At 54.4% G+C, this 23037-nt stretch carries 17 protein-coding genes; 8 read left to right on the top strand and 9 right to left on the bottom strand.

Annotated elements, in window-relative coordinates; genetic code table 11:
• Window positions 1-12: 12 nt before the first annotated feature.
• The 3 genes from E1757_RS26060 to E1757_RS26050 all read right to left on the bottom strand — a co-directional run bounded on the left by E1757_RS26060 (window position 13) and on the right by E1757_RS26050 (window position 1837).
• Complete coding sequence (locus tag E1757_RS26060) at window positions 13-444, bottom strand: divergent PAP2 family protein (RefSeq protein WP_246079505.1); 432 nt, start codon at window positions 442-444, stop codon at window positions 13-15.
• Between the two features lie 50 nt (window positions 445-494).
• A complete protein-coding gene (locus tag E1757_RS26055) occupies window positions 495-845 on the bottom strand; it encodes an EamA family transporter (RefSeq protein WP_165972300.1) in 351 nt (116 codons plus the stop codon).
• Window positions 846-922: 77 nt separating this feature from the next.
• Window positions 923-1837 carry a decaprenyl-phosphate phosphoribosyltransferase gene (locus tag E1757_RS26050; protein WP_133233698.1) on the bottom strand — a complete coding sequence of 305 codons (915 nt, stop codon included), beginning with the start codon at window positions 1835-1837 and terminating at the stop codon, window positions 923-925.
• A gap of 275 nt (window positions 1838-2112) precedes the next feature.
• On the opposite strand from E1757_RS26050, the gene glmS reads away from it, so the two are divergent.
• Genes glmS through E1757_RS26025 form a run of 5 tightly spaced genes read left to right on the top strand, consistent with a single transcriptional unit; the run spans window position 2113 to window position 9807 of the window.
• Entirely contained in the window at window positions 2113-3942 is a 1830-nt protein-coding gene (gene glmS, locus E1757_RS26045) for a glutamine--fructose-6-phosphate transaminase (isomerizing) (protein WP_133233696.1), read from the top strand.
• 30 nt (window positions 3943-3972) lie between these two features.
• Window positions 3973-5172 carry a HEAT repeat domain-containing protein gene (locus E1757_RS26040; RefSeq protein ID WP_133233694.1) on the top strand — a complete coding sequence of 400 codons (1200 nt, stop codon included), beginning with the start codon at window positions 3973-3975 and terminating at the stop codon, window positions 5170-5172.
• Window positions 5173-5185: 13 nt separating this feature from the next.
• Window positions 5186-6667, top strand: a complete 1482-nt coding sequence (locus tag E1757_RS26035) for a glycosyltransferase family 2 protein (protein ID WP_133233692.1) — start codon at window positions 5186-5188, stop codon at window positions 6665-6667.
• Window positions 6668-6717: 50 nt separating this feature from the next.
• Complete coding sequence (locus E1757_RS26030) at window positions 6718-7545, top strand: response regulator transcription factor (RefSeq protein WP_133233690.1); 828 nt, start codon at window positions 6718-6720, stop codon at window positions 7543-7545.
• A gap of 51 nt (window positions 7546-7596) precedes the next feature.
• Window positions 7597-9807: a hypothetical protein gene (locus tag E1757_RS26025; protein ID WP_133233688.1), complete on the top strand. Its 2211-nt coding sequence runs from the start codon at window positions 7597-7599 to the stop codon at window positions 9805-9807.
• 309 nt (window positions 9808-10116) lie between these two features.
• Here E1757_RS26025 and E1757_RS26020 read toward each other — a convergent pair whose 3' ends face one another.
• The 5 genes from E1757_RS26020 to gltB all read right to left on the bottom strand — a co-directional run bounded on the left by E1757_RS26020 (window position 10117) and on the right by gltB (window position 18046).
• Window positions 10117-10443, bottom strand: a complete 327-nt coding sequence (locus E1757_RS26020; RefSeq protein WP_133233686.1) for a helix-turn-helix domain-containing protein — start codon at window positions 10441-10443, stop codon at window positions 10117-10119.
• A gap of 132 nt (window positions 10444-10575) precedes the next feature.
• Complete coding sequence (locus E1757_RS26015; RefSeq protein WP_133233684.1) at window positions 10576-10731, bottom strand: anti-repressor SinI family protein; 156 nt, start codon at window positions 10729-10731, stop codon at window positions 10576-10578.
• Window positions 10732-11011: 280 nt separating this feature from the next.
• Complete coding sequence (locus tag E1757_RS26010; RefSeq protein ID WP_133233682.1) at window positions 11012-11332, bottom strand: DUF4870 domain-containing protein; 321 nt, start codon at window positions 11330-11332, stop codon at window positions 11012-11014.
• 359 nt (window positions 11333-11691) lie between these two features.
• The gene (locus E1757_RS26005) at window positions 11692-13176 is read right to left on the bottom strand and encodes a glutamate synthase subunit beta (RefSeq protein ID WP_133233680.1); all 1485 of its coding nucleotides are present in this window, start codon (window positions 13174-13176) and stop codon (window positions 11692-11694) included.
• Between the two features lie 277 nt (window positions 13177-13453).
• The gene (gene gltB, locus E1757_RS26000; RefSeq protein WP_133233678.1) at window positions 13454-18046 is read right to left on the bottom strand and encodes a glutamate synthase large subunit; all 4593 of its coding nucleotides are present in this window, start codon (window positions 18044-18046) and stop codon (window positions 13454-13456) included.
• Between the two features lie 760 nt (window positions 18047-18806).
• On the opposite strand from gltB, the gene E1757_RS25995 reads away from it, so the two are divergent.
• The 3 genes from E1757_RS25995 (at window position 18807) to E1757_RS25985 (ending at window position 20981) form a co-directional block, all read left to right on the top strand.
• Window positions 18807-19589, top strand: coding sequence for a PAS domain-containing protein (locus E1757_RS25995; RefSeq protein ID WP_165972299.1), 783 nt, complete (start codon window positions 18807-18809; stop codon window positions 19587-19589).
• A 194-nt stretch (window positions 19590-19783) separates the two neighbouring features.
• Complete coding sequence (locus tag E1757_RS25990; RefSeq protein WP_133233674.1) at window positions 19784-20362, top strand: thymidine kinase; 579 nt, start codon at window positions 19784-19786, stop codon at window positions 20360-20362.
• 136 nt (window positions 20363-20498) lie between these two features.
• Window positions 20499-20981: a hypothetical protein gene (locus E1757_RS25985; protein ID WP_133233672.1), complete on the top strand. Its 483-nt coding sequence runs from the start codon at window positions 20499-20501 to the stop codon at window positions 20979-20981.
• Window positions 20982-21036: 55 nt separating this feature from the next.
• Here the strand turns inward: E1757_RS25985 and E1757_RS25980 are convergent, their stop codons facing one another.
• The gene (locus E1757_RS25980; protein WP_133233670.1) at window positions 21037-22884 is read right to left on the bottom strand and encodes an ABC transporter substrate-binding protein; all 1848 of its coding nucleotides are present in this window, start codon (window positions 22882-22884) and stop codon (window positions 21037-21039) included.
• Between the last annotated feature and the right edge of the window lie 153 nt (window positions 22885-23037).

Raw genomic sequence — 23037 nt, 5'->3', positions numbered from 1 at the left:
GGACAGCATGGTTTAGTTCAGGAGCGAGGCTGCCCATGCCAGCAATGTGCCGACGGCGAAGCCGCCCAGCACCTCGAACCGCGTATGCCCCTGTTTTTCTCTTAGCGCCGGCTTCCGGGCTTCATCGTACTCCCGGGCCAGCGAGTTGATCCATTTCGCATTTTCCCCTACCGCACGGCGAATGCCGACCGCATCGATCATGACAATATAAGTCATGGCGGCAGCCAGTCCGAACAGCGGCGTACCCCAGCCATGCTCGAATCCGATCAGCATCGTAATCGACGAGATGACGGAAGTATGCGTACTCGGAAACCCGCCGTTACCGATATGCTGGCGTGCCTGCTCCCCGAAGCGAACCCGGTTGATGGCGTACTTCAAAGTACCGGAGCATAACCACGCAATGAAGGGAATAGCGGGATATATAAAGCTCATGCTGCCTGTCATACGTTCTCTCCTTCTGCTTACGCTGTAATTCGGCGGTCTCGCTTTCGCGTCTAAGCCCGGGCAATGAGCACCACGCCTGCCGAGATGAACGCCGCGCCGAACCATTTTTGCACCGATATCGTCTCCTGAAACAAATACCAGCCCAGCGCCATGACCAAAATGTAGCTCATGCTGACCATGGGATAAGCCGTACTAAGCGGAAACTTGCGCAATGCCAGCAGCCAGAATACCGAGCTGAGCGCATAGCTGCCCAACCCGGCCGCAACAGGCCACGCCGTAAGCAGACTCATGCCCGCTGCAGCCGGCGCCCCGCTTGTTTTCAAAGATTCAACACCCCATTTCATCAGCACCTGCCCCGCCGCACCGAGCAGAATCGAGGCAATCAGCCAAGCGTACTTCATTTCATACTCCATCCCCTTCTACCCATTTTTAAACAGCCGCAGCCTGGTCCAAACGCCAGCCGCTGTAAACGGCGCGGTCATTTGTCAAAGTAAAGCAGGATGACCGCCACCGAAAAAGCATACAGCACGACCGTCATCAAAATGTGCTTGTCCTCCAGCAGCAGCTTCTCCGGCCTTCCCCCCTTGCCTTCGATATGAATTAAATATAAATAACGGAAAATACCATAAAGCACCAAAATGAGCGTCCACATTAAGTGAGGCGTATGTCCCGATGTAAATGTGAACAGCGCATAACTCATAATCGTTGCAGTCGTTACGATCGCGTTCATCTGATTCAGCAGATCGAGCGAATAATGCTCCAGCACCTGACGGTGCGCGCCTTTATCGGATTGCAGCAAATAAACCTCGTGTCGGCGTTTGCCGATGGCGAGAAACAGCGCCAGCAGCAGCGTGCATATAAGAAACCAGGGCGTCAGCGGTACGCCGATTACAAGCCCGCCGCCAACGGCCCGCAGTACGAAGCCCGACGCGATGACGAGCAAGTCGATGATAACGACATGCTTGAGCCGCAGCGAATACAGCACATTCATGCAAAAATAAGCCGCCAATACGAGTCCGAACAAAAGCTGAAATCGAAACGCCAGCAGCAGACAAACGCCGAGCATCACGGAGCCGAACAGAAGTGCGGCCTGCGGATGAATCGCTCCGGAAGCGATCGGGCGTTGTTTCTTTTCCGGGTGCAGACGGTCGCGTTCGCGGTCTACGTAATCGTTCAATACATACACACAGCTGGATACGAGGCAAAAAAGGATGAATCCCGATAGAGCATGACCGAGCATCGTCATCGTTGCGCTGCGGATGGAAAATATGAGCGCGGCAAACACCAATAAGTTTTTCGTCCATTGTCTCGGCCGCATTAGAACAAGAAACATCATCAGGAACGGTCTGCTCTCGCCCCCTTTAAGCTTGGCCTCGGCTTTGGATTGCAACATAACCGACTCTCCTTTTCCATGAGGGTTCGCAGATGGATCCCATCTGGTTCGCCATTCATTATAACGAATGGTCATTCCGTAATAAAGAACAGTAACCCTATGTTTTTTGAAGTATAATGGCGAAAAAACAAGTATATTGTTCTATAAAACGAAATTTTAAAGTTTCAAACATTTTTATTTTGGTGAAATATAAGGTATACTTCGGGATGTCGTTCGTTATAACAAACAAACAGACGCGACAAGTATGCCAAACGGGAAAGAGGAGGAGTAAACCGATGTGCGGTATTGTCGGATATATCGGCGGTAGAAATTCGCAGCCGATTTTACTGGAAGGATTAAAAAAGCTGGAGTACCGGGGGTATGATTCGGCCGGGGTGGCTGTGCATACGTTGCAGGGGCTCCACATCCGCAAAACTAAAGGAAGAATTCAAGAGCTGGAATCCCAGCTGGAACACCAGCCGCTGGTCGGCTCGGCCGGTATCGGCCATACCCGCTGGGCCACTCATGGGAAACCGTCGGATGTCAATTCGCATCCCCATACGGATCACAGCATGAAAATATCGGTCGTACACAACGGCATTATTGAAAATCATATGCAGCTCCGGGAAGAGCTTGAGCAGCTCGGCTGCACCTTCCTTTCGGAAACGGACACCGAGGTCATTTCTCATTTGATCGCTCATTATTATGAAGGCGATCTGATCGACGCCGTACGAAGAGCGGTGAGCCGAATAAAGGGCGCTTACGCGATCGCCGTGTTATCCGAGCATGAACCGGACAAGCTGATCGCCGTGCGTTGGGCAAGTCCGTTGATCATCGGCGTGGGTGAAGGCGAAAATTTTATCGGCTCGGATATTCCGGCTATTTTGGAGCATACCCGCGATGTATATATATTGAGTGACGGCGAGATGGCCGTGCTGTCCTGCGACAGAGTCGAGCTGATGACGCTTGAAGGAAACTTCATCGCCAAGCAGCTGCTTCGCATTGATTGGGACATGATGCGGGCCGAAAAGGACGGCTACGATCATTATATGTTGAAGGAAATCGCCGAGCAGCCGCGTGCGTACCGGGATACGATGCTCGGCCGGATCGACGGCGACAGCCACGGAATCGTGCTGCCCGAGCTGCAGCTGGCACCGGAGCAAATTCGGCAAATCCAGCACATCCACATGGTTGCCTGCGGTACCGCCTACCATGCGGCGCTGGTCGGCAAGGCCGTCATTGAACGGCTCACCCGAATCCCGGTGGAAATCGACGTCGCTTCCGAATACCGGTACCGGCAGCCGATTATCCGCGAGCACACGCTCGTTATCGCCGTAAGCCAATCCGGCGAAACCGCCGATACGCTGGCCGCGATGCGGGAAGCGAAGCTTTCCGGCGCGCATATTTTGGCCATCACCAATGTAGTCGGCAGCTCGGTGGCCCGCGAAGCGGATGACGTCCTGTTTACATGGGCGGGTCCTGAAATCGCGGTCGCTTCTACCAAAGCGTATACTTCGCAGCTGATTGTGATCTACATGCTGGCGCTTTACCTGTCGCAATGCCTGAATACGCTCGATGCCGTTACGCGGACCGAAATGCTGGCGATGATGGAACGGCTTCCGGTACAGATCGAGGAAATGCTGGAGGATACCCGTCGGGTTCAGCGCATTGCAGGCGAGCTGGCGGAATGCGGCAACCTGTTTTTCATCGGCCGCGGCCTTGATTATATGGTAGCCCTGGAAGCGTCGCTCAAGCTGAAGGAGATTTCCTACATTCATTCGGAGGCGTATCCCGCCGGCGAATTAAAGCACGGCTCGCTGGCGCTGATTGAAGAAGGCACGCCGGTCATCGCTCTGGCGACCCAGGAAGCGCTGCTGGAAAAGACGATCAGCAACATTAAAGAAGTGAAGGCGCGCGGAGCGTATGTCATCGGTGTCGCGCTGGAAGGCAATATGGACATGGCCAAAACGGCCGACGAGGTCATCTATGTTCCACGCACGCATCCACTGCTTACCCCGGCCGTATCCGTCATCCCGCTGCAGCTGCTGGCCTATTATGCCGCATTGGCGCGAGGCAATGATGTGGATAAGCCGCGAAATTTAGCCAAAAGCGTGACGGTTGAATAAACCGGACGCCCGAGGGGAGAAGAACAGCGTATGCGGATCGACCCGTTTGAAGCGTTACAACCGGCTTTATTTACGGCCGCGGTTCTCGGAATTATTATCGTCGCGGCGTTTGGCGTCCTGTATGTGCTGCGGGCGAGAAACCGCAGAATCGAGGCACGGACAGCCCAATACTTGGAAAAGCATCACAATTACTTCAATTATATAAGCATTAACATCGACGGTCCGGAGCTGTTGCCGCCTCCCGGACCGCTTGACCCCGACGAGCTGATCGCGATCCGCGTCAAGCTGCTGGAATGGATCGAAACATTCGGCGGCGTCCATCGCGCCAAGCTGACGGATCTGTGTCGGGAGATGGGTCTGGTCGAGCTGGAGCGCAAACGGCTGCACAGCCCGCGGCATTGGGAGCGGATCGACGCCGCTTACCATCTCGGCGTCATGCGCGCCAAGGAATGTACAGGCGAGCTGCTGACGCTGCTTGAGCATGAAGCCGACGATGCGACAGCTTTCGTCGTCGGCCGCGCCGCCGCCAAATGCGCCGGCACATCCGGCGAGCTGCGCAGGCTCATTCTGCGGCTCGCCAAGCATCATCCGCAAAGCCGGCAGCTGATTGCGGATATAATGGCATCATCGGAGCTCGACTCCGTCCCGGTCTATTTGGAGCTGCTCCAATCGGGCGACGAGAATTTGATCAATGTAGCTCTGACGGGACTGTCCGGCCGCAACGAGGCCGTCCTGTTCCCCGTGCTGGAGCAGCTCGCCGCATCGGAGCATAAGGAGATCCGTATTAAAGCCAGCAAGCTGCTGCTGGAATATCCGCATCTGCTGGCTCAGGAACGGATCGAGAGCTTGATCCGCCACCCGGATTGGGAAATCCGGGCGTCCGCGGTTAAAGCGGCTGGCTCGCAAAGGCTTCCTGTCTTCATGGACAGCATGAAGCGCGGCCTGACCGACGAAAGCTGGTGGGTTCGCTATTACAGCGCCAAAAGCATGGCCGGCCTCGGGCTGGAAGGCTTCCAGACGCTGTGCGAAACCGCGAGTTCGTCGGAGGATGAGCTGAGCCGCGATACGGCTTGGGACGCGATTCATCAGGAGCTGGAAAGCGCAGCCGTGCTGGCCGCGCAGGACATACGGCACATTTTGCATTTTAACCGGCTGTCCCATCTGTACGAAACGATATTTAACGAATCATACACGAGCCACCCGGCAAAGGCGGCATCGTTCGGCTCGTAGAAAGGGGATCACGATGAGAGATTTTTTGCTGAATTATGGGTACTTTGCCACCTGCCTAATCGTCGGGTCCAGCTTGTTTTACTTCATCATTTTGGCCTTATCGTCGCAAAATATGTTGTCCCAAATCAAAAGCACGATGTACTCACGATTTCGGGAGCTGGCCGGTTCGGAATATGTGCCGCCCGTTTCCATCCTGGTACCCTCCTATAATGAAGAACTGACGATTATCGAAAGCGTACGCTCGCTTATGACATTGGAATTTCCGGTTTATGAAGTGATCGTGATCAACGACGGCTCCAAGGACAACACGCTGCAGGTGCTGCTGGACGAATTCGGATTGAAGCGCCAGCGGCTGTCCGCTTCGCGGCATTTGGTATCGTCCAAGCCGCTCAAGGCGATCTACACAAGCCCGCAATATCCGAAGCTGGTAGTGATCGACAAAGATAACGGGGGCAAGGCCGACGCTTTAAACGCAGGCATTAACGTCTCGAAATACCCGCTCGTCTCAACGATTGACGCCGATTCCGTATTGGAGAAAGACGCGTTGATCCGAATGGTCAAAGTATATATGGAAAATCCAGAGCAGCATATCGCAATCGGCGGCAACGTACGAATCGCCAACGGCAGCAGCGTCCAGGACGGACGCGTCAGCTCGGTGCGGGTATCCTCCAAATGGCTGCCTGCCATGCAATATGTCGAGTATATGCGCGCCTTTCTCGGCGGCCGCATCGGGTGGAGCGCCATGAACGGACTGTTGATCGTATCCGGGGCGTTCGGACTGTTCCGCAAAGACTACCTGATCCGCGTCGGCGGTTATGAGCAGGATTGTCCCGGCGAGGATATGAACATCGTCATTAAGCTTCACCGGTATATGCTGCAGCAAAACCTGCCGTATCGGATCATCTTCTGCCCCGACGCCGTCTGCTGGACGCAAGCGCCCGACACGCTGGCCGTACTGGGCGCCCAGCGCCGGCGCTGGATACGGGGCAACCTGTGGAATGTGCTTCACTTCCGCGGTATGCTGTTCATTCCGAGGTACAAGATTATCGGATGGCTGGCTCTGCCCTATACGATCGCTTATGAAACTTTAAGCCCGTATATCAAGCTGTCCGGTCTGGCCGCCTTGATCGCATATGTCGCCATGGACATGACCCAGTACCCGGTTCTGCTTGCCTTCCTGTTTATAAATTTGCTGATCGGTCTCGTCTTTACGGCAGGTTCCCTCATTATCGAGGAAATTGCTTTCCGGCAAAGCGTCACGACACGCGACTTGTTCAAAATTATCGGCTTTTCCATCGTGATGGCGCTCGGCTACGATCAGCTCAATGCGTTTTGGAAGCTGCAGGGCCATGTCGATTACGCGCGCCGCAACAACAACTGGGGCAATATGGTACGCCGCAGCTGGACCGAGGAGTCGACAGACTCCGGCGATGCCGCAACCAATGGCGCCGGAAAAGCCGCAGATACCAAAACGGCCAAAGCGCCGGCCATGTAGCTGATAGCCTTTTCTAAATTAAAATCCATTTTAAAGGAGTGTTTTCCCTAATGAATACGTCATCGCTGTCCAAATCGGCCCCCTCCGTCTTATCCCGTCATCTGTATCAACAAGTGCATCGCCTGCTGCAGGACTCCGTCTGGGAGAGCTGCGGCGTTATCGCTGTACAAGCGAACCCGATGGGCTCGATGGAGCTTCAGGATTTCGAAACGCGGCTGCGTATCGAGGATACGTCCTTATCTGTCATTCTCAGCTATGAGGAGCGGGAGCAGCTGCTGCTCGTAGCGCTGCCGGGACAAACGTTGGCGTATACGCACTTCCTGTCGCTCTCGGCCAAATCGTTTCTGCAAAATGCCGGCTTCCTGGCCGGCAAAATGGCTGTAGCCGCATTCCCCGAAAGCGCGACTCCCGATGAGGAAGCGATGTCCGAGTTCATCGCACTGGTATTAGGAGAGCAGGCAGCCCCGGAACAGGACATTATCGTCTATTCCCGGCAAGCCCCGGCGAACGAAACGCCCTCGATCGTCATGATCGACCAAAATACCGATCTGCTCGATTTTATGCAAACCCGGCTCGGGTTTCAGGGCTACGACGTCCGCCCGGCACAGGATGGCCTGGAAGGACTGAATCTGATCAATGAAACGACTCCCGATCTTGTCATCACCGAATTGACGCTGCCGGCCCTTGACGGCTATCAGCTCATTCACCGGATCCGCCAATCGCGAAGCCTCAAAAACCAGTGCAAAATTATGGTGCTGACCGATCTCGGTCTGGATCACGAATTAAGCAAATGCTTCGATCTGGGCGTTTCCGATGTGATCAAAAAGCCGTTCTCGCCCGTGGAGCTGGAAGCCCGGATACGCAGGCTGCTCGCCTGAAGTCCGATCTCATTATATGAACCGAAATAGAAACCAAAGGAGCTCATCGTCATGAAAGGGACAACCACTGCGGCCAAATGGCTGCTTCGTTTCGCCTTGGTTTTGCTCGCCGGTTTCGTCATATGGCATTATTGGCCGGCCGCTAAAGTGGAAACCGTCCATTCGGCCGACGGAGCGCAGATTAAATTCAGAACGCAGGAAGACCGATTGGAAATTTACAGCAATAATAAGTGGACGCCCTTTTTCGTCAAAGGGGTAAATATCGGCGCGGCTCTTCCGGGTTACGACCCGGGAGACCTGCCGATCACGAAGGAGCATTATTTGCAATGGTTCAAAATGATTCAGGACATGGGCGCCAATACAATCCGCGTCTATACGATTTTGCAACCGGCGTTTTATGAAGCGCTCGTGAAATATAATCAGGATCATAAAGACCGGCCGCTTTATTTTATTCAAGGGGTATGGTCGCCCGAGGAAGATTTGATCGAGAAGAAAGACGCTTACCTCGACGAAATTTACAACAAGTTTGAAAAGGAAATTTATGACGCGGTCAGCGTCGTCTACGGCAGCGCGAACATTCCGGAAGAATTCGGAAAAGCCGGCGGCACGTACCGGTATAATGCCGGGCCTTATTTGCTCGGCTGGCATATCGGGACCGAATGGGATCCCACGATGGTCCAAAATACGAATGAGAAGCATCCGGACAAAAAAGGGTTTGTCGGCACTCATCTGTCCGCCAAACCGGAAGCATCTCCGTTCGAAAACTGGCTGGCCACGATGCTCGATTACCTCGCCGTAAGCGAAGCGCAATTCGGTTGGAGCCATCCGCTCGCCTTCACCAACTGGGTCACGACCGACCCGCTCAGCCATCCCGGAGAAGTACTTATCCAGGAGGATATGGTCAGCGTAGACGCCAGCCATATTCAGGTGAACAACTGGGAAGGCGGCTATTTCGCCGCTTATCATGCCTATCCGTATTATCCCGACTTTTTCCGGTTGGATGATACGCTGAAGGATGTGAAGGAAGCGGACGGAACTCCGAACATGTACAAAAGCTATTTGCGCAAGCTCAAGGCTTACCATAAAGACATACCGGTTATGATTACGGAATTCGGTGTTCCTTCATCGCTCGGCGTCGCTCATCTGGGCACGATGGACCGCCATCAGGGCTCGCATGACGAAGAAGCGCAAGGGCGGATCGACGCTTCGCTGCTGCAGGATATTCATAGCGAAGGCATGGCGGGGGCGATCGTGTTTTCATGGCAGGACGAGTGGTTTAAAAAGACATGGAATACAATGTATTATGAAATCCCGCAGGATCGGCGCAGACTGTGGCATAACGTACTGACCAACGAGCAGCATTTTGGCCTGCTGGCGGAGCTGTCGGGCAAAGATGGCAAGCTCGTCATTGACGGAGACCCGTCCGACTGGAACTCGTTGAAGTCTTCCGAGATTCAGAAGCTGGATACGAGCGCCATGCCCGGCTGGAAAGAAATCAGCGTCACGCACGACGAGGCTTATGTGTATGTCAATGCGCAGCTGGAACATCCGTTCGATCCCGAGCAGGAGCAGCTGTATCTCGGCGTAGACACGATCCCGGGCGGCAACAAGCATGCCAAGGAACTGGGCGGGAAAACGCTGGATGAGGGCTTGGAGACGGTGATCGTACTCGGCAAAGATAACGAAAGCCAAGTCAAGATTGCCTCCAATTACAATCTACACACCCGTCTGTACGGCAAGCTGTACGGCATGCTGCCGGTAAAGCCCGAGCAGTTTCAGGACGACTCCGGCATATTCGACCCTTGGAAGCTGGCCGTCGGGCTGGAATTGATACCGCCGGATTCCAAGAAGTATAATCCATTCGAGGATGTTCCCGCCGGAAATATGCTGCGCGGCTCGACGAAGGTCGGCTCGACGAAATTTAATTCGTTGACCATGTGGCAGACGAGCGGAACGACGCTGGAGCTGCGCATCCCCTGGATGCTGCTCGGCTTCTCTGACCCCAGCTCGAAGCAGGTCATCAGCTATGGCGAGAAGGACGGCAAGCTGTTCGCCCGTTCGACCGAGGGCATCCGCTTTGTCCCCTGGATCGTCAAGCGTTCCGACAATTCGGTGATCGGCCTGGATAATGGAGGCGGCGGCGCATTTCCGGTATCCAAGCTTCCCATCTATCGTTGGGACGGGTGGAACAAGGTCCAATACACCGAGCGCGTGAAGCAAAGCTACGATATAATGAAGCAAGCCTTCGAGAAAATCAAATAGCACTCGGACGGCGATGACTTAAGCCTAAGTAAGCGGCTGGCACCATACCCAAAGGACGAGCACATTTTTCCAGGTTGTATGGAACAAAATATAAACTTTCTATTCAAAATAAAAGCAGCGCCCGATCCCGCTTAATATAGCGGATCGGCGCTGCTTTTCCATTTCATTGCCTCGCATTCCGGCTGGACTTCTGTATGGCCATCCGCTGCGCACCATCCATCTTATTCTTTCCGCACAAATGCAAAAAAAGCCCTTTGGATGCTGTCTTACAGCTTCCAGGGCTCCAAAAGGTTTCCGGGCTGCCCCAAATTATTTCTGCTGGTTTTTGCGCCACTTGTTGTACTCCAGAAACTCCAAAAACTGCTCTTTGCTCACGCCGGAAACCATAGCCTCATGCACAAGATTCAACCATTCCTCATCCAATTCCTGATGGGGAGTCGTTTTGTTTTGCAAAAAGGATTCGATCGGCACTTCAAGAACGGTGCACACCTTTTCTAAAAAATGAATCGACGGATTCGACTGAATATCCCGCTCGATCGAGCTTAAGTACGACTTCGCGACGCCAGCCTTTTCGGCCAGCTCCGAGAGGGAGAGTCCCTTCTCGATTCGCAACTGCTTTACGCGTTTGCCTATCATGGTAGCTGCCCCTTTATTGATCTGTATGACGTCTATAGTACTATTTTAGCAAATTTTGTGGGGTCTTGGCTAAGAAAATGTGAAAATTTTTGTTTGAAAACGCTATCATTAATATTTAAAAATTTTTTGTTTTTATGGTTGATGTTTTAAATTTTCTTGTTTTTGCGATTGACGAATAAATCGCTGCACTTCTTCTTTCGAAATTCCCATATTGCGGGCCGCAATCATGAGATGCACCCAGTTATCGTCGAGATTCTTGTTGGGTTCAAGCGCTCGTAAAAAGGACATAGCCTTATCCCTCCAGATATCGGAAAACTTGGTTTGATTACAATATTCGTACCCGGCTTCCGATTAAAGAGGGTGAAACGCATATTTACAATATATGCATATGGCTCTCGGCCGGACCAAACTCCGCTCAGCCGGACCGTCCTTTATCCGGAGCAACAGCAGCAGCCCGAGGGATCGAACCGTTGCAGCCGCCTGCTGCACGGCCTGTCCCGACGGACGCCGCAAATCGAAAGCCCGCTTGAGCGTTGTACTCAAACGGGCTTCCATGCCTGCATACGGATTACTTCACAAAACGGATCGTCAGCGGATAACGGTACATTTCCCCGCTGTTAGCTTTGACCGCCGCCAAAATGACAACGATAACCGAGAAAACCCAAAGCGCGGGCAACAGAATCAGCCCAATCACCAGAAACGTCAATATCCACGCCACAAAATAATAAATCAATAGCGAGATTTGAAAGTTAAGCGATTCTTTTGCCTGCTCGGCCACATATTGAGATTGATCCTTCTTGATAAGCCAGATGACGAGCGGGGCGATGAACCCGACAAACAAGCTTAAAATATGCGATAATAAGGCCAATGTTTTGTCTTCGCTTGACATAAAAAACCGACACCTCCCGAGTGTTGTCCATCAATTAATAACTATTATGTATTTGGCATATTTATGCACCAGTATATCAGATAAATTTGAAGTAAAGAACCCTTTTTTACAAAATTGTGACAATTTTCGCTAAAATTTAAGTCAAATTGTTTATTTTTCCTATTATTTCGCAGGAATAAAGTCATAGCGATTGGCTGCAGCCGGATCGTAAGACGTTCACGGTCAAGGGGACAAAGAAACATTTATGCTCAGGCTCCGTCTAATGCCGATCCAAAATGCTGCTTCGTTGGCCGGTTCGGCAATAAGGAGCGCCAACGCCTGTAGGCGCGCGCTCCTTATCGTTTCGGTATAAGCCGACGTTACGGCAGATTGGTAGAGCCCATCAAATATCGGTCGCATTCGCGGGCCGCTTCACGGCCTTCGTTGATCGCCCACACGACAAGGCTTTGCCCGCGGCGCATATCCCCGGCGGCAAATACGCCTTTTACGTTGGTCGCAAACTTGCCGTATTCCGCTTTCGCGTTGGAGCGTTCATCCTTCTCGACGCCGAGCTGGTCCAGCACCGTATTTTCCGGACCCATGAAGCCCATCGCCAGCATAACGAGCTGCGCCGGGTACACTTTCTCGCTGCCTGGTACCTCCACAGGGACAAACCGCCCCTGATCATCCTTCTTCCATTCGATCAGCACGGTATGAAGCTCTTTTACATGCCCGTTCTCATCGCCGACAAACTTCTTCGTATTGATCAAATATTGGCGGGGGTCCTGCCCCTGCAGTGCGGCCGCTTCCTCCTGCCCGTAATCGACCTTCAGCACCTTGGGCCATTCCGGCCAAGGGTTGTTCGCCGGACGTTTTTCCGGTGATTTCGGCATAATTTCGAATTGCGTCACGCTTTTGCATTTGTGGCGGATCGACGTACCGACACAGTCCGTGCCCGTATCGCCGCCGCCGATAACAATAACATCCTTGCCTTCGGCGGAAATATATTGCCCGTCCTGATGCCGGGAATCGAGCAGGCTCTTCGTATTTTTCGAAAGAAATTCCATCGCCAGATGAACGCCCTTCAGCTCGCGGCCCTCGATCTGGAGGTCGCGGCCTTTGGTCGCACCGCCGCACAGGACGATAGCGTCGAACTGTTCCTTCAGCTGCGATGCAGGAATGTCTTTGCCGATCTCGGTATTCGTCACGAACTTGACGCCTTCGGCGGCCAGCAGGTCTACGCGCCGCTGCACGTACTTTTTATCCAGCTTCATATTCGGAATGCCGTACATAAGCAGACCGCCGATCCGGTCCGCACGCTCGTAAACGGTCACGCTATGACCGGCTTTGTTCAGCTGCGCAGCGCAGGCAAGGCCAGACGGTCCCGAGCCGATGACTGCGACCTTTTTGCCCGTTCGGACGGCAGGCGGCTCCGGCACGACCCAGCCCTCGGCAAAGCCTTTGTCGATAATCGATTTCTCGATGTTTTTGATCGTAACCGGCGTTCCGCTAATACCTACGGTACAGGAGCCTTCGCATGGAGCCGGGCAGACGCGGCCGGTAAACTCGGGGAAATTATTCGTTTTATGCAGGCGATCCAAAGCTTCGCGCCACATGCCTTGATATACGAGATCATTCCATTCGGGAATGAGATTGTTGACAGGGCAACCCGCTGCCATGCCGCTGATCAGCTTGCCCGTATGGCAAAACGGAATGCCGCAGTCCATACAGCGAGCGCCTTGAAGCTGAAGCTTTTCCTCGGATAACGGCGTGCTGAATTCGTTCCAGTGGCTGATTCGCATCAAGGGAGCCGCTTCGCTCGGAGTTTCACGCTGGTAATCGATAAATCCGGTTGGTTTACCCATTCTTCTGCCTCCTGCCCATTATTGAAAACCGTCTTTCTTCCAGATACAGCGCTTACATTCGCTGCAAAAAAGAAACCGCTGCGAATCGTCCATCTTCCTTCCAATTGTATATGCCTCCTGGCACAGTCGTCCATTCCATATTCAAATATCGAACGGAGCGCCTGTTCCGGCAGCTTTCGGGCAGATGCGATCGACTCGCAGCAGTTTCTTCTCATCAAGTCACCGCATGTGTAAGTCTAAGCCAGATGAAATTGTCGTTTTCCATATGCAATCGTTATTAGTTACCGCCTACTCGAGATACGTCCTTCATGTTTTCCTCAAACGCAACAAGCATCGCTTCCTGCTGGCTCAAGCCGGAACGTTTGACGCGCTCGATCGCTTCGAACATCCGCTTGTAGTCTTTCGGAATGACTTTCACAAATTTCCAAACATACATTTCCCAGTTTTTCAGGATGCGGTTTGCAACCTTGCTCCCCGTGAACGTTTCGTGATGCTGAATCAGGTTGCGCAGCTCCTGAGCTTCGAAGGTTTCCTCGACCTGCTCCAGAAAAACCATTTCTTTGTTGCATTTGTCTTTGAACGTTCCATCCTCGTCGAGCACGTAAGCGATGCCTCCGGACATCCCTGCCGCAAAGTTGCGGCCGGTCGGCCCGATAACGACAGCGCGCCCGCCGGTCATGTATTCGCAGCCGTGGTCGCCTACGCCTTCCACGACAACGCTGGCCCCGGAATTCCGTACGCAGAAGCGCTCGCCGGCAATTCCGCGGATGTAGGCTTCGCCGCCGGTAGCTCCGTAAAATGCCGTGTTGCCGACAATGATGTTGTTCTCGGCTTCAAAAATCGATTGCTCCGACGGGAATATCGCGAGCTTGCCTCCGGATAAGCCTTTGCCGACATAATCGTTGGCGTCGCCCTCCAGGGAAAGCGTGATGCCTTTCGGAACGAAGGCGCCAAAGCTTTGGCCTGCCGAACCGTTAAAATGAATCCGAATCGTATCGTGCGGAAGTCCCTCCAATCCGTAGCGGCGGGTTACTTCGCTGCCCAGAATCGTTCCGACGACGCGATTCACGTTATGAATCGGCAAAATCGCGTGCACATGCTCCTTGTTCTCAATCGCAGGTTTGCAAATTTCAAGGAGCTGCGTCATATCGAGCGAACGGTCCAGACCGTGATCCTGTACCATCGAGCAGAAGCGGCCTACACCCTCACCAACCTCAGGCTGATGAAGCAGCGGCGATAAGTCGATGCCTTTGGCTTTCCAATGGGCGACAGCCTGGTTCGTTTCCAGATACTCCGTATGGCCGACCATTTCTTCGATCGTCCGGAAGCCGAGCTCGGCCATCAGTTCGCGCGCATCCTGGGCGACGAAATTCATAAAATTGACGACATGCTCAGGGTCGCCCGTATACTTTTTGCGAAGATCCGGATTTTGCGTCGCAACGCCGACCGGACAAGTATCCAGATGACAGACGCGCATCATAATGCAGCCAAGAGCGATCAGCGGGGTGGTCGCAAAGCCGAACTCTTCCGCGCCGAGCAGCGCCGCGACGACGACATCGCGTCCGGTCATCAGCTTGCCGTCGGTTTCTACCGTAATCCGGCTTCTCAGATCGTTCAGCACCAGCGTCTGATGTGTCTCCGCAAGGCCGAGCTCCCAAGGCAATCCGGCATGACGGATGCTCGTTTGCGGCGATGCGCCCGTCCCCCCGTCATAGCCGCTGATCAGCACGACGTCGGCCTTCCCTTTGGCAACGCCGGCGGCAATTGTGCCGACACCGACCTCGGAGACGAGCTTCACGCTGATTCTTGCGCGCGGATTGGCGTTCTTCAGATCATGAATCAGCTCCGCCAAATCCTCGATCGAATAAATATCGTGATGCGGCGGCGGCGAGATTAAGCCTACGCCCGGCGTAACGCCGCGCACCTCGGCTACCCACGGGTACACTTTGGAGCCCGGCAGCTGGCCGCCTTCGCCAGGCTTTGCGCCCTGTGCCATTTTAATTTGAATCTCGTCCGCATTAACGAGATAATTGCTCGTTACGCCGAAGCGGCCCGAAGCTACCTGCTTGATCGCACTGCGGCGCAGATCGCCGTTCTCATCCGGCTGAAACCGCTCGTAGTGCTCGCCGCCCTCGCCGGTATTCGATTTGCCGCCGATACGGTTCATCGCGATCGCCAAGTCTTCGTGCGTTTCTTTGGAGATCGAACCGTAGGACATCGCACCGGTCTTGAACCGCTTGAACATCGATTCTACCGGCTCGACCTCGTCAATCGGAATCGGACCGCGGCCGGATTTGAACGAGAAGAGCGAGCGCAGCGCAGCGTACTTCTCATTCTCCTTTTGAACCAGCTTCACGAACTTTTTGTACATGTCGTAATTATTCGTTCTAACGGCCGCCTGAAGCGCATGGATCGTCTCCGGATTGTACAGGTGATCCTCGCCGTTTTTGCGCCATTGCAGCTCGCCCCCGGTATCAAGCGCACGGTCGCGGCCCTCCTGCTCGGAGAATGCGCGCCGGTGGCGAAGAATGGCTTCCTGGGCGATTACATCGATTTTTATACCGCTAACCGGCGTATAAGTCCATGTAAAATATTTATCGATAACGGATTGATCCAGACCGACGGCTTCGAAAATTTGCGCGCCGCGGTAGCTCTGAATCGTGGAGATTCCCATTTTGGCCAACACTTTTACGACGCCCTTGGTCGAGGCTTTAATATAATTGTAGACCGCTTTTTCCGCCGTCAAATCCTTCAGCTTGTTCGAGCGGATCGAATCCTCCAGCGTTTCCAGCACCAAATAAGGGTTGATCGCGCTTGCGCCATAGCCGAGCAGCAGCGCAAAGTGATGCACCTCGCGCGGTTCGCCGGATTCAAGCAGCAGGCCTACCTTTGTGCGTGTGCCTTCGCGGATCAGATGGTGATGCAGGCCGGAAACGGCCAACAGTGCCGGGATGGCCGCCAGCTGCGCTTCCACGCCGCGGTCGGACAAGATGATCAGCGTAGCGCCCTCGGCAATCGCCTGGTCGGCGGCCGCATACAGCTCATCCATCGCCTGCTCCAATGCGCCCGGATCTTCGGACGCCTTGAACAGGATCGGCAGCGTGACGGATTTGAAGCCGTCACGCTTGATTTCGCGCAGCTTCGCCAGCTCCGCGTTGGTCAATACCGGCGTCGCCAAACGGATTTGGCGGCAGCTCTCCGGCTCAGGCTTGATCAAGTTGCGCTCGGGGCCGACGGTCGTGCCCTGCGCCGTAATAATTTCTTCAAAGTTCGCGTCGATCGGCGGGTTCGTCACCTGTGCGAACAGCTGCTTGAAGTAGCTGTACAGCAGCTGCGGCCGATCGGACAGCACCGCAAGCGGCGCGTCGAAGCCCATCGAGCCGATCGGGTCTACGCCGGTCTTCGCCATCGGTTCGATAATTTTGCGCAAATTTTCGAACGTGTAGCCGAACGCCATCTGGCGCTGCAGTACCGTTTCGTGATCCGTTTGCGGCACCTCCGCAGGCTCCGGCAGCTCTTCCAATGAAATTAAATGCTCGTTCAGCCAGTCGCGGTAAGGCTGCTCGGCGACGATCGAGCCTTTGATTTCCTCATCGGATACGATGCGCCCCTTGACGGTATCGACTAGCAGCATCCGCCCCGGACGCAAACGGTCTTTGCGCACGATCCGCTCCGGCGCGATATTCAGCACGCCGACCTCGGAGGCAAGCACGATCAGGTCGTCATTCGTTACATAATAACGGGCCGGACGCAAGCCGTTGCGGTCGAGCACCGCGCCGATCATTTTGCCGTCCGTAAAGGAGATCGCGGCCGGGCCGTCCCATGGCTCCATCAAACAGCTGTGATATTCATAGAAAGCTTTCTTCTCGTCGCTCATCGACTCATGCTTGGACCAAGGCTCCGGAATCATCATCATCGCCGCATGCGGCAGCGATCTGCCGGTCAGCATCAAAAATTCCAGCGTATTGTCGAACATTTGGGAGTCCGAGCCGTCGGTATCGATGACCGGTAAAATCTTTTTCAAATCTTCGCCGAACAGTTCCGTCTCGCACATCGCCTGGCGGGCATGCATCCAGTTGACATTGCCGCGCAGCGTATTGATTTCGCCGTTATGAATTAAATAGCGGTATGGATGGGCGCGTTCCCAGCTCGGGAACGTGTTGGTGCTGAACCGGGAATGGACGAGCGCCAGCGCCGTTTCGAACGCCGGGTTTTTCAGCTCCACGTAATAGCTGTCCACCTGTTCAGGAGTCAGCATTCCTTTATATACGATCGTCCGGCTCGACAGGCTGGAAAAATAAAACGCTTCATTGAAATCGAGCGCACGAACCGCATTTTCCGTCAATTTGCGGATAACGTACAGCTTGCGTTCAAACGCCAGTTCGTCGCCGCTCTCGATCGTAGAGCCGATAAAGATTTGACGGACAAACGGCTCCGCCGATTTTGCGGATTCGCCCAGCGTGGAATTGTCGGTCGGAACCGTTCTCCAGCCCAGCAGCTGCTGTCCGGCTTCCGCAATCTTCGCTTCCAGCACCTGCTCACAGGCTGTACGCGCCGCGGCATCCTGCGGCAAAAATACCATGCCGACCCCGTACTTGCCCGCTTCCGGCAGCTCGATGCCTTCCTTCGCGCATTCCGATTTCAAGAAGCTGTGCGGAATTTGCAGCAAAATGCCCGCTCCGTCCCCCGTATTGCTCTCGCTGCCCTGACCGCCGCGGTGATCCAGATTGCATAATACGTTTAAAGCCTGACCGACAATTTCATGAGAAGGCTTACCTTTAATGTTGGCAACAAACCCGATCCCGCAAGCGTCGTGCTCAAACTGAGGGTCGTAAAGACCCTGCTTAACTGGTAATCCGTTTCTGTTCATGTTGTACAACCTTTCTTTCCTTGTAATTGTTTGTACCATTGTTCACAAGCCTGAACCGAAGCGGTTCCGCCAGCCTGGGAGATATTCTCCCCAATTGATATACATAATCGCCAAGTTGCCTCGAACGAACGTAACATAAGTCCGCGAGTCCCTTGCAAAACATGCCGATATCACATTAGATAGGAAGAACAGGCACATCATCCGTTCTAAAATCAGTTCAAACCTTGACCAATTCTATGAACCTCTATTAGATTAATATGTTTTATATTAACATCTGAGACCTAAACTATCAATTTAAAACAAACAATTTTTCTACAAAAATCTTGTATTCCAGAAATACCTTACATTATATGTAACATAAAACCCATTTGACACTGGCTTCTCCCCAATCCGACCGCCCTGCAGCCCCGATTTTACGCGGAAAATCCGGCAATCCGCCAGCCGCGCGGAATACATGCTTCCTCCGGTCGTCGAGTGTGAACGCGGCTGCCGCCATTTGTCACCTGTATACAAGACAATGCCGGGCACTTGGCTCGAGCCTTTCATCCCGATCGCCCGCATACCGCTTTTTAGCCTGCGGCCGCGATCGGTTAACCATACATGTTCTCATATTGTAACAATTGTAAATTTTTTTATTCGGAGACACGAAGCTCCGGAGGGAAATTGTCGTTTCTTGTAGAAATTATTGAGAATCGACGATTTCCGGCGACAACCGACACACCCCGCATGATGTAACCCTCCCATGGAAGGAATTAGGTATATGGATGACTCTTCCGGCTCGACCCGTATATTGAACCTGCTCAAAGCCGACACATCGGCGCATTGGTTGCATGTACTGACTTGTCAATGGTTTACCCAACCGCTCTTCGGAGCGGCAATACTGAGTCTGGAATGCCGTTTTCTCGAGGTGAATCCCGCTTTCAGGAGCATGCTCGACTGCGATGAGACGCAGATGCGGCAAGTCAACTTATCGGCCCTCGTCCATCCCGACGAGCTGCTGCGCTGCATGCATCTGTCCAGTCAGCTGGCAGCCGGCGCCATCCCCTCGTTTCAAGCCGAACAGCGGTTTCTGAAGCCGTCCGGCGAACCGGTTTGGTGCTTTGTTTATGCGACTTTGCTGCGTGATGAACACGGCGAGCCCAGCTATCTGCTTATGCTGACGCAAAATATCGATGACAGGAAAAAGCTCGAAGCCACTTCTCAAACCGCCGTCCATACGATGAGCGCGCTATTGGAGTCCATCCCGTTTGCGCTCATGCTGGTCAAAGCGAACGGTGAAATCAGCTACGCGAACAAAGCATCCGAGCCCGTTTTAAACCGCAGACGCGAGGAATTACTAGGTCAAAATATTTGGAAATCGTTCCCGAAATTGACCGCCACCCCGCTCTATTCCGTCATTCAGCGCGCCATGGAAGAAAAAAGCCTTATTCGCCATCACCACTTTGACGAGAAAGCAAAGCGCTGGTACGAGATCAGCTGCCAGCCCACCAAGGAAGGAGTCTGCTTATTTTGGCGCGAGCGTTCCTCACCGGAAAAACCGTAAAGCGTCATCGGAGCGAAACGGGGCAGACATGCCGCTTCCCTGCATCCCCGCACAGCGAAACAGGCCGCATCCGGCGGTCCGGCAGACCGGAATCGCCGGAGATTCCCGCAAAGCGATCAAGGGTCTATACGCAAAGAGTGCGTCCTTGTGCTATGATAGGATGACATATTTCAGCAGAGAGGACTGTCTACCCAGTGGCTAAACTATATTTCCGGTACGGCACGATGAACAGCGGCAAGTCGATCGAAGTGCTGCGGACCGCGCATAACTATGAGGAGCAGGGCAAAAAGGTGCTGCTGTTTACCCCATCCGTCGACAACCGTCATGGGGTCGGTACGGTGGCATCGCGAATCGGCATGCAAAAGAAAGCGATCATTATCGACGACCATACGAACATGATCGAGCTGGCGGCGGCCAAAAAGCCGAACTGCATTTTAATAGATGAATCGCAGTTTTTGAACAAGGAGCAGGTTCGGCAATTGACGGAAATCGTCGACACTTTAAACATTCCCGTAATCGCTTACGGTCTTCGGGCCGATTTTCTTGGCAACCTGTTCGAAGGAAGCTATCACCTGCTCGCGATCGCGGACAAAATCGAAGAGATTAAGACGGTCTGCTGGTATTGCGATCAAAAAGCGATTATGAACATGCGCTGCTCGGACGGGCAGCCTGTATTTGAAGGCGAGCAAATTCAGATCGGCGGCAATGAAAGCTATTTGCCGGTTTGCCGCAAATGCTATACATCAAAACGAAAACAAGCTCATAAGCTGTAACAGCATGGTTCTATGCCAAGAGGATGAAGCGAGATGGTTCGGGCCGCTTGCTTTGTCCTCTTTTTGCTGCCTGCACGCTTAACTCCTTTGCCACATACTATGAAATGACGATATTTCATTCGGGGGCGGTGGTGTCATGCCGGGTAAAGAGCGTCTGTACAAGCTGAGCGTATTGGCTTACTTGATCCTTTGGTTCACAGGCTGCTTCTGGCTGATGGCCGCAATCAGCAGCGGCTTGTTCGAACACGCGTTAGGGATCGATCTGGTGCTGCTCAAGGATTATATTTATTACGGTGCGGCGGGAGCGATCGGGGGCACATTATATGCGATGCGGCTGTTTCATCAATTTTACGATAGTTTAACGGAACGGTGGGTTCTGTGGTATTTGCTGAGGCCGATCAATTGCGCCGGAGCGGCGGTCATGACCATTATTTTATTCGAGAGCGGCGTCATGCTGCTGCAGACCGGCAATTCCGTGCTTGCCAAAATCGGAATCGCGTTTCTCGTCGGCTTCGGCTACGGCAAAGTCATGGATAAGCTGAAGTCGGTGACGGAAACGCTGTTCAACGGAAAAAGCGACTCCGACTCTTCCGACGCGGACCGACAATCCAAACCGTAAATTTGCGGGACCGGCCGGGCGCCGGCGGTATGATCCGCCTTCCGCCCGGCCGGAGTCACGTGTCATGGGCAAACCACATCCGCTTATAATCGACCCAGCCGAAGGCGCTGATCCTGACGTCGCGGAGCTGAGGCGGGAATGATGCGGTCTGACGCCAGCGGTACCATAAAATGACCGTTTGGTCGAGCAGCTCGCGCTCCAGCCGGACAAGCTCCCGCAAGCGCGTTTCACGCGACGGCACATCCGCCAGCTCGGCCAGCCGGCGGTCCAGCTCAGGCAGCCGGTCCGCGGGCAGGCAGTGGCGCAGCGGGCATTGTCCGCTGCCGAGGATGGCCCGCATCGTCCACTCTGCGTCGGCGTCCACCGGCTGTTCCAGCAGCAGCAGATCGGCCTGCGACAGCACGGCCGGATCGCTCAGCTGCTCGTAAGGCACGAGCCGGATCTCCAGCCGGATGCGATGCGCTTCAAGCGCCTGCCGCAGCCAGTCGGCATCGCGCTCGTGTCCGGCGCCGGCATAGGTGACAAGCCGCAGCAGCGGCGAGTCGGGGGCGGCGGCGCCGTTCGATTCCGACGGCGGATCAAGGGCGGCATCGGGCTCCGGAGCTGCGAAGCCGGACAAGCCGTTAATAAAGCAGTCTGCCAGTTCCCCCCGGTTGCCGCCCAGCCGCTTCGCCGCATCGTTGGCGCGGATCACCCGGCTAACAATGCGCCGCAGCCCCGGCTGCTCCAGCAGTCCCCCTGCGGCACGGTTCAGCAGCACATATTTGCAGCCGCGATCCGTGCTTGCCGCAAGCTCCCACGTTTGCCTGTCCTCGGGCGTCGCCCCGTAATGCTTGAAGTTCATTCCCTCGCCTTCCTGATCCGGCTCACCGGACCTTGCGAACTGCTCCTCGTACACTTCGGGTATATACCACATCTCAATCCGGTCCACATGAGCGGGCCGTCTGTAATAGAATGGATTGCTTTCCAGCACCAGCTGCCTTTCGTCGCGGTACGTAAGCCGGAACGGCCCCGTCCCTAAGGGCAGGGACGATTCGAGGGCGGACGCGTGAGCCCTCTCATGCGGGATGATGCTGGCGGCTGTCGAAGCCAGCAATGCCGGCATATGACGCTGTCCGGCAAACAGTCTGATGTCCACAATATGCTCATCAATCGGCATGACCTCCCGGATACCGGAATAGAGCTCACGATACGGCGACGGGCAGGAACTGCTTCGCAGTCGGTCAAGCGTATACTTGACATCTTCTGCGGTGAAGGGCGCATCATGATGGAACCTCACGTGCTTTTGTAAATAAAAGCGCCAAACTTCGGCATGGCGATCCGTTTCCCAATGATGGGCAAGTCCTGGAGCATACCGCTCCCGGTCGCTGTCATATTCAATTAAAGTATCGAATAATTGCCGTATGAAATGAAGCTCGGTACGGCGCATGGCGTACGCCGGGTCCAGCAAGCCCGGCAAACGATAGGACGGGAAACGCATGATATGCTGCTGCCGTCCCTGTGTACCGGCGCCTGCCGCCATGCGCACATAACCGAAAGACTGCTGCAGCGCGAGCAGCAGTCTTTCGCGTCCCTGCGCCGTCAGCCATGCGGTGTCAAGCAGTGCGACCGTTTCCTGGATGCGGTTGTCGGCCAGCCGGACGGACGCTTGCTCCAGCAGCAGCTCGTCCGGCTCTGCCAGCAGCGTCAGCCGGGACTGGTTGCCGCGGCCGCGGCCCGGCGACCAGGCAATCCAACCGCGCTCGCGCATCGCCCGAATGAGCAGCTTGGCGTTACGCTCCGTACAAAACAAACAAGCCGCAATACGCGAGACGGTGACCTCGATCTCTTCCCGCCGCTGCAGATGAGGACGCCCCTGCTTCAATTCGCTGTAAAGCCGCGCGTAATGTTCAAGCAGCTGCATGGATGGATGCTCCTTTCTGTCTGGAATTGGGCTGTTAGCGTGCAATCAGGGCGTGCTGCCAACGAATGTCAGGTTGTCCGGCAGGCAAACTGTCATGTTCGAGCGGCTCCATCCAAAAGGCGCCGCGGTGCGGGGCCGCGCCGCCTGACGGGA

This window comes from Paenibacillus piri, from assembly GCF_004354045.1.
GTDB lineage: Bacteria > Bacillota > Bacilli > Paenibacillales > NBRC-103111 > Paenibacillus_S > Paenibacillus_S piri.
The sequence above is the reverse complement of the archived record's forward strand: the minus strand, read 5'-3'. Positions and strand labels throughout refer to the sequence as shown.

Bases quoted from the DNA above. Each gene is read 5' to 3' on its own strand.
- E1757_RS26050 (WP_133233698.1), bottom strand. From the start codon at position 1,837: ATGTTGCAATCCAAAGCCGAGGCCAAGCTTAAAGGGGGCGAGAGCAGA.
- E1757_RS26040 (WP_133233694.1), top strand. From the start codon at position 3,973: ATGCGGATCGACCCGTTTGAAGCGTTACAACCGGCTTTATTTACGGCC.
- glmS (WP_133233696.1), top strand. From the start codon at position 2,113: ATGTGCGGTATTGTCGGATATATCGGCGGTAGAAATTCGCAGCCGATT.
- E1757_RS26055 (WP_165972300.1), bottom strand. From the start codon at position 845: ATGAAGTACGCTTGGCTGATTGCCTCGATTCTGCTCGGTGCGGCGGGG.
- E1757_RS25985 (WP_133233672.1), top strand. From the start codon at position 20,499: ATGCCGGGTAAAGAGCGTCTGTACAAGCTGAGCGTATTGGCTTACTTG.
- gltB (WP_133233678.1), bottom strand. From the start codon at position 18,046: ATGAACAGAAACGGATTACCAGTTAAGCAGGGTCTTTACGACCCTCAG.
- E1757_RS26025 (WP_133233688.1), top strand. From the start codon at position 7,597: ATGAAAGGGACAACCACTGCGGCCAAATGGCTGCTTCGTTTCGCCTTG.
- E1757_RS26015 (WP_133233684.1), bottom strand. From the start codon at position 10,731: ATGTCCTTTTTACGAGCGCTTGAACCCAACAAGAATCTCGACGATAAC.
- E1757_RS26005 (WP_133233680.1), bottom strand. From the start codon at position 13,176: ATGGGTAAACCAACCGGATTTATCGATTACCAGCGTGAAACTCCGAGC.
- E1757_RS26010 (WP_133233682.1), bottom strand. From the start codon at position 11,332: ATGTCAAGCGAAGACAAAACATTGGCCTTATTATCGCATATTTTAAGC.
- E1757_RS26030 (WP_133233690.1), top strand. From the start codon at position 6,718: ATGAATACGTCATCGCTGTCCAAATCGGCCCCCTCCGTCTTATCCCGT.
- E1757_RS25995 (WP_165972299.1), top strand. From the start codon at position 18,807: ATGGATGACTCTTCCGGCTCGACCCGTATATTGAACCTGCTCAAAGCC.
- E1757_RS25980 (WP_133233670.1), bottom strand. From the start codon at position 22,884: ATGCAGCTGCTTGAACATTACGCGCGGCTTTACAGCGAATTGAAGCAG.
- E1757_RS26020 (WP_133233686.1), bottom strand. From the start codon at position 10,443: ATGATAGGCAAACGCGTAAAGCAGTTGCGAATCGAGAAGGGACTCTCC.
- E1757_RS26035 (WP_133233692.1), top strand. From the start codon at position 5,186: ATGAGAGATTTTTTGCTGAATTATGGGTACTTTGCCACCTGCCTAATC.
- E1757_RS26060 (WP_246079505.1), bottom strand. From the start codon at position 444: ATGACAGGCAGCATGAGCTTTATATATCCCGCTATTCCCTTCATTGCG.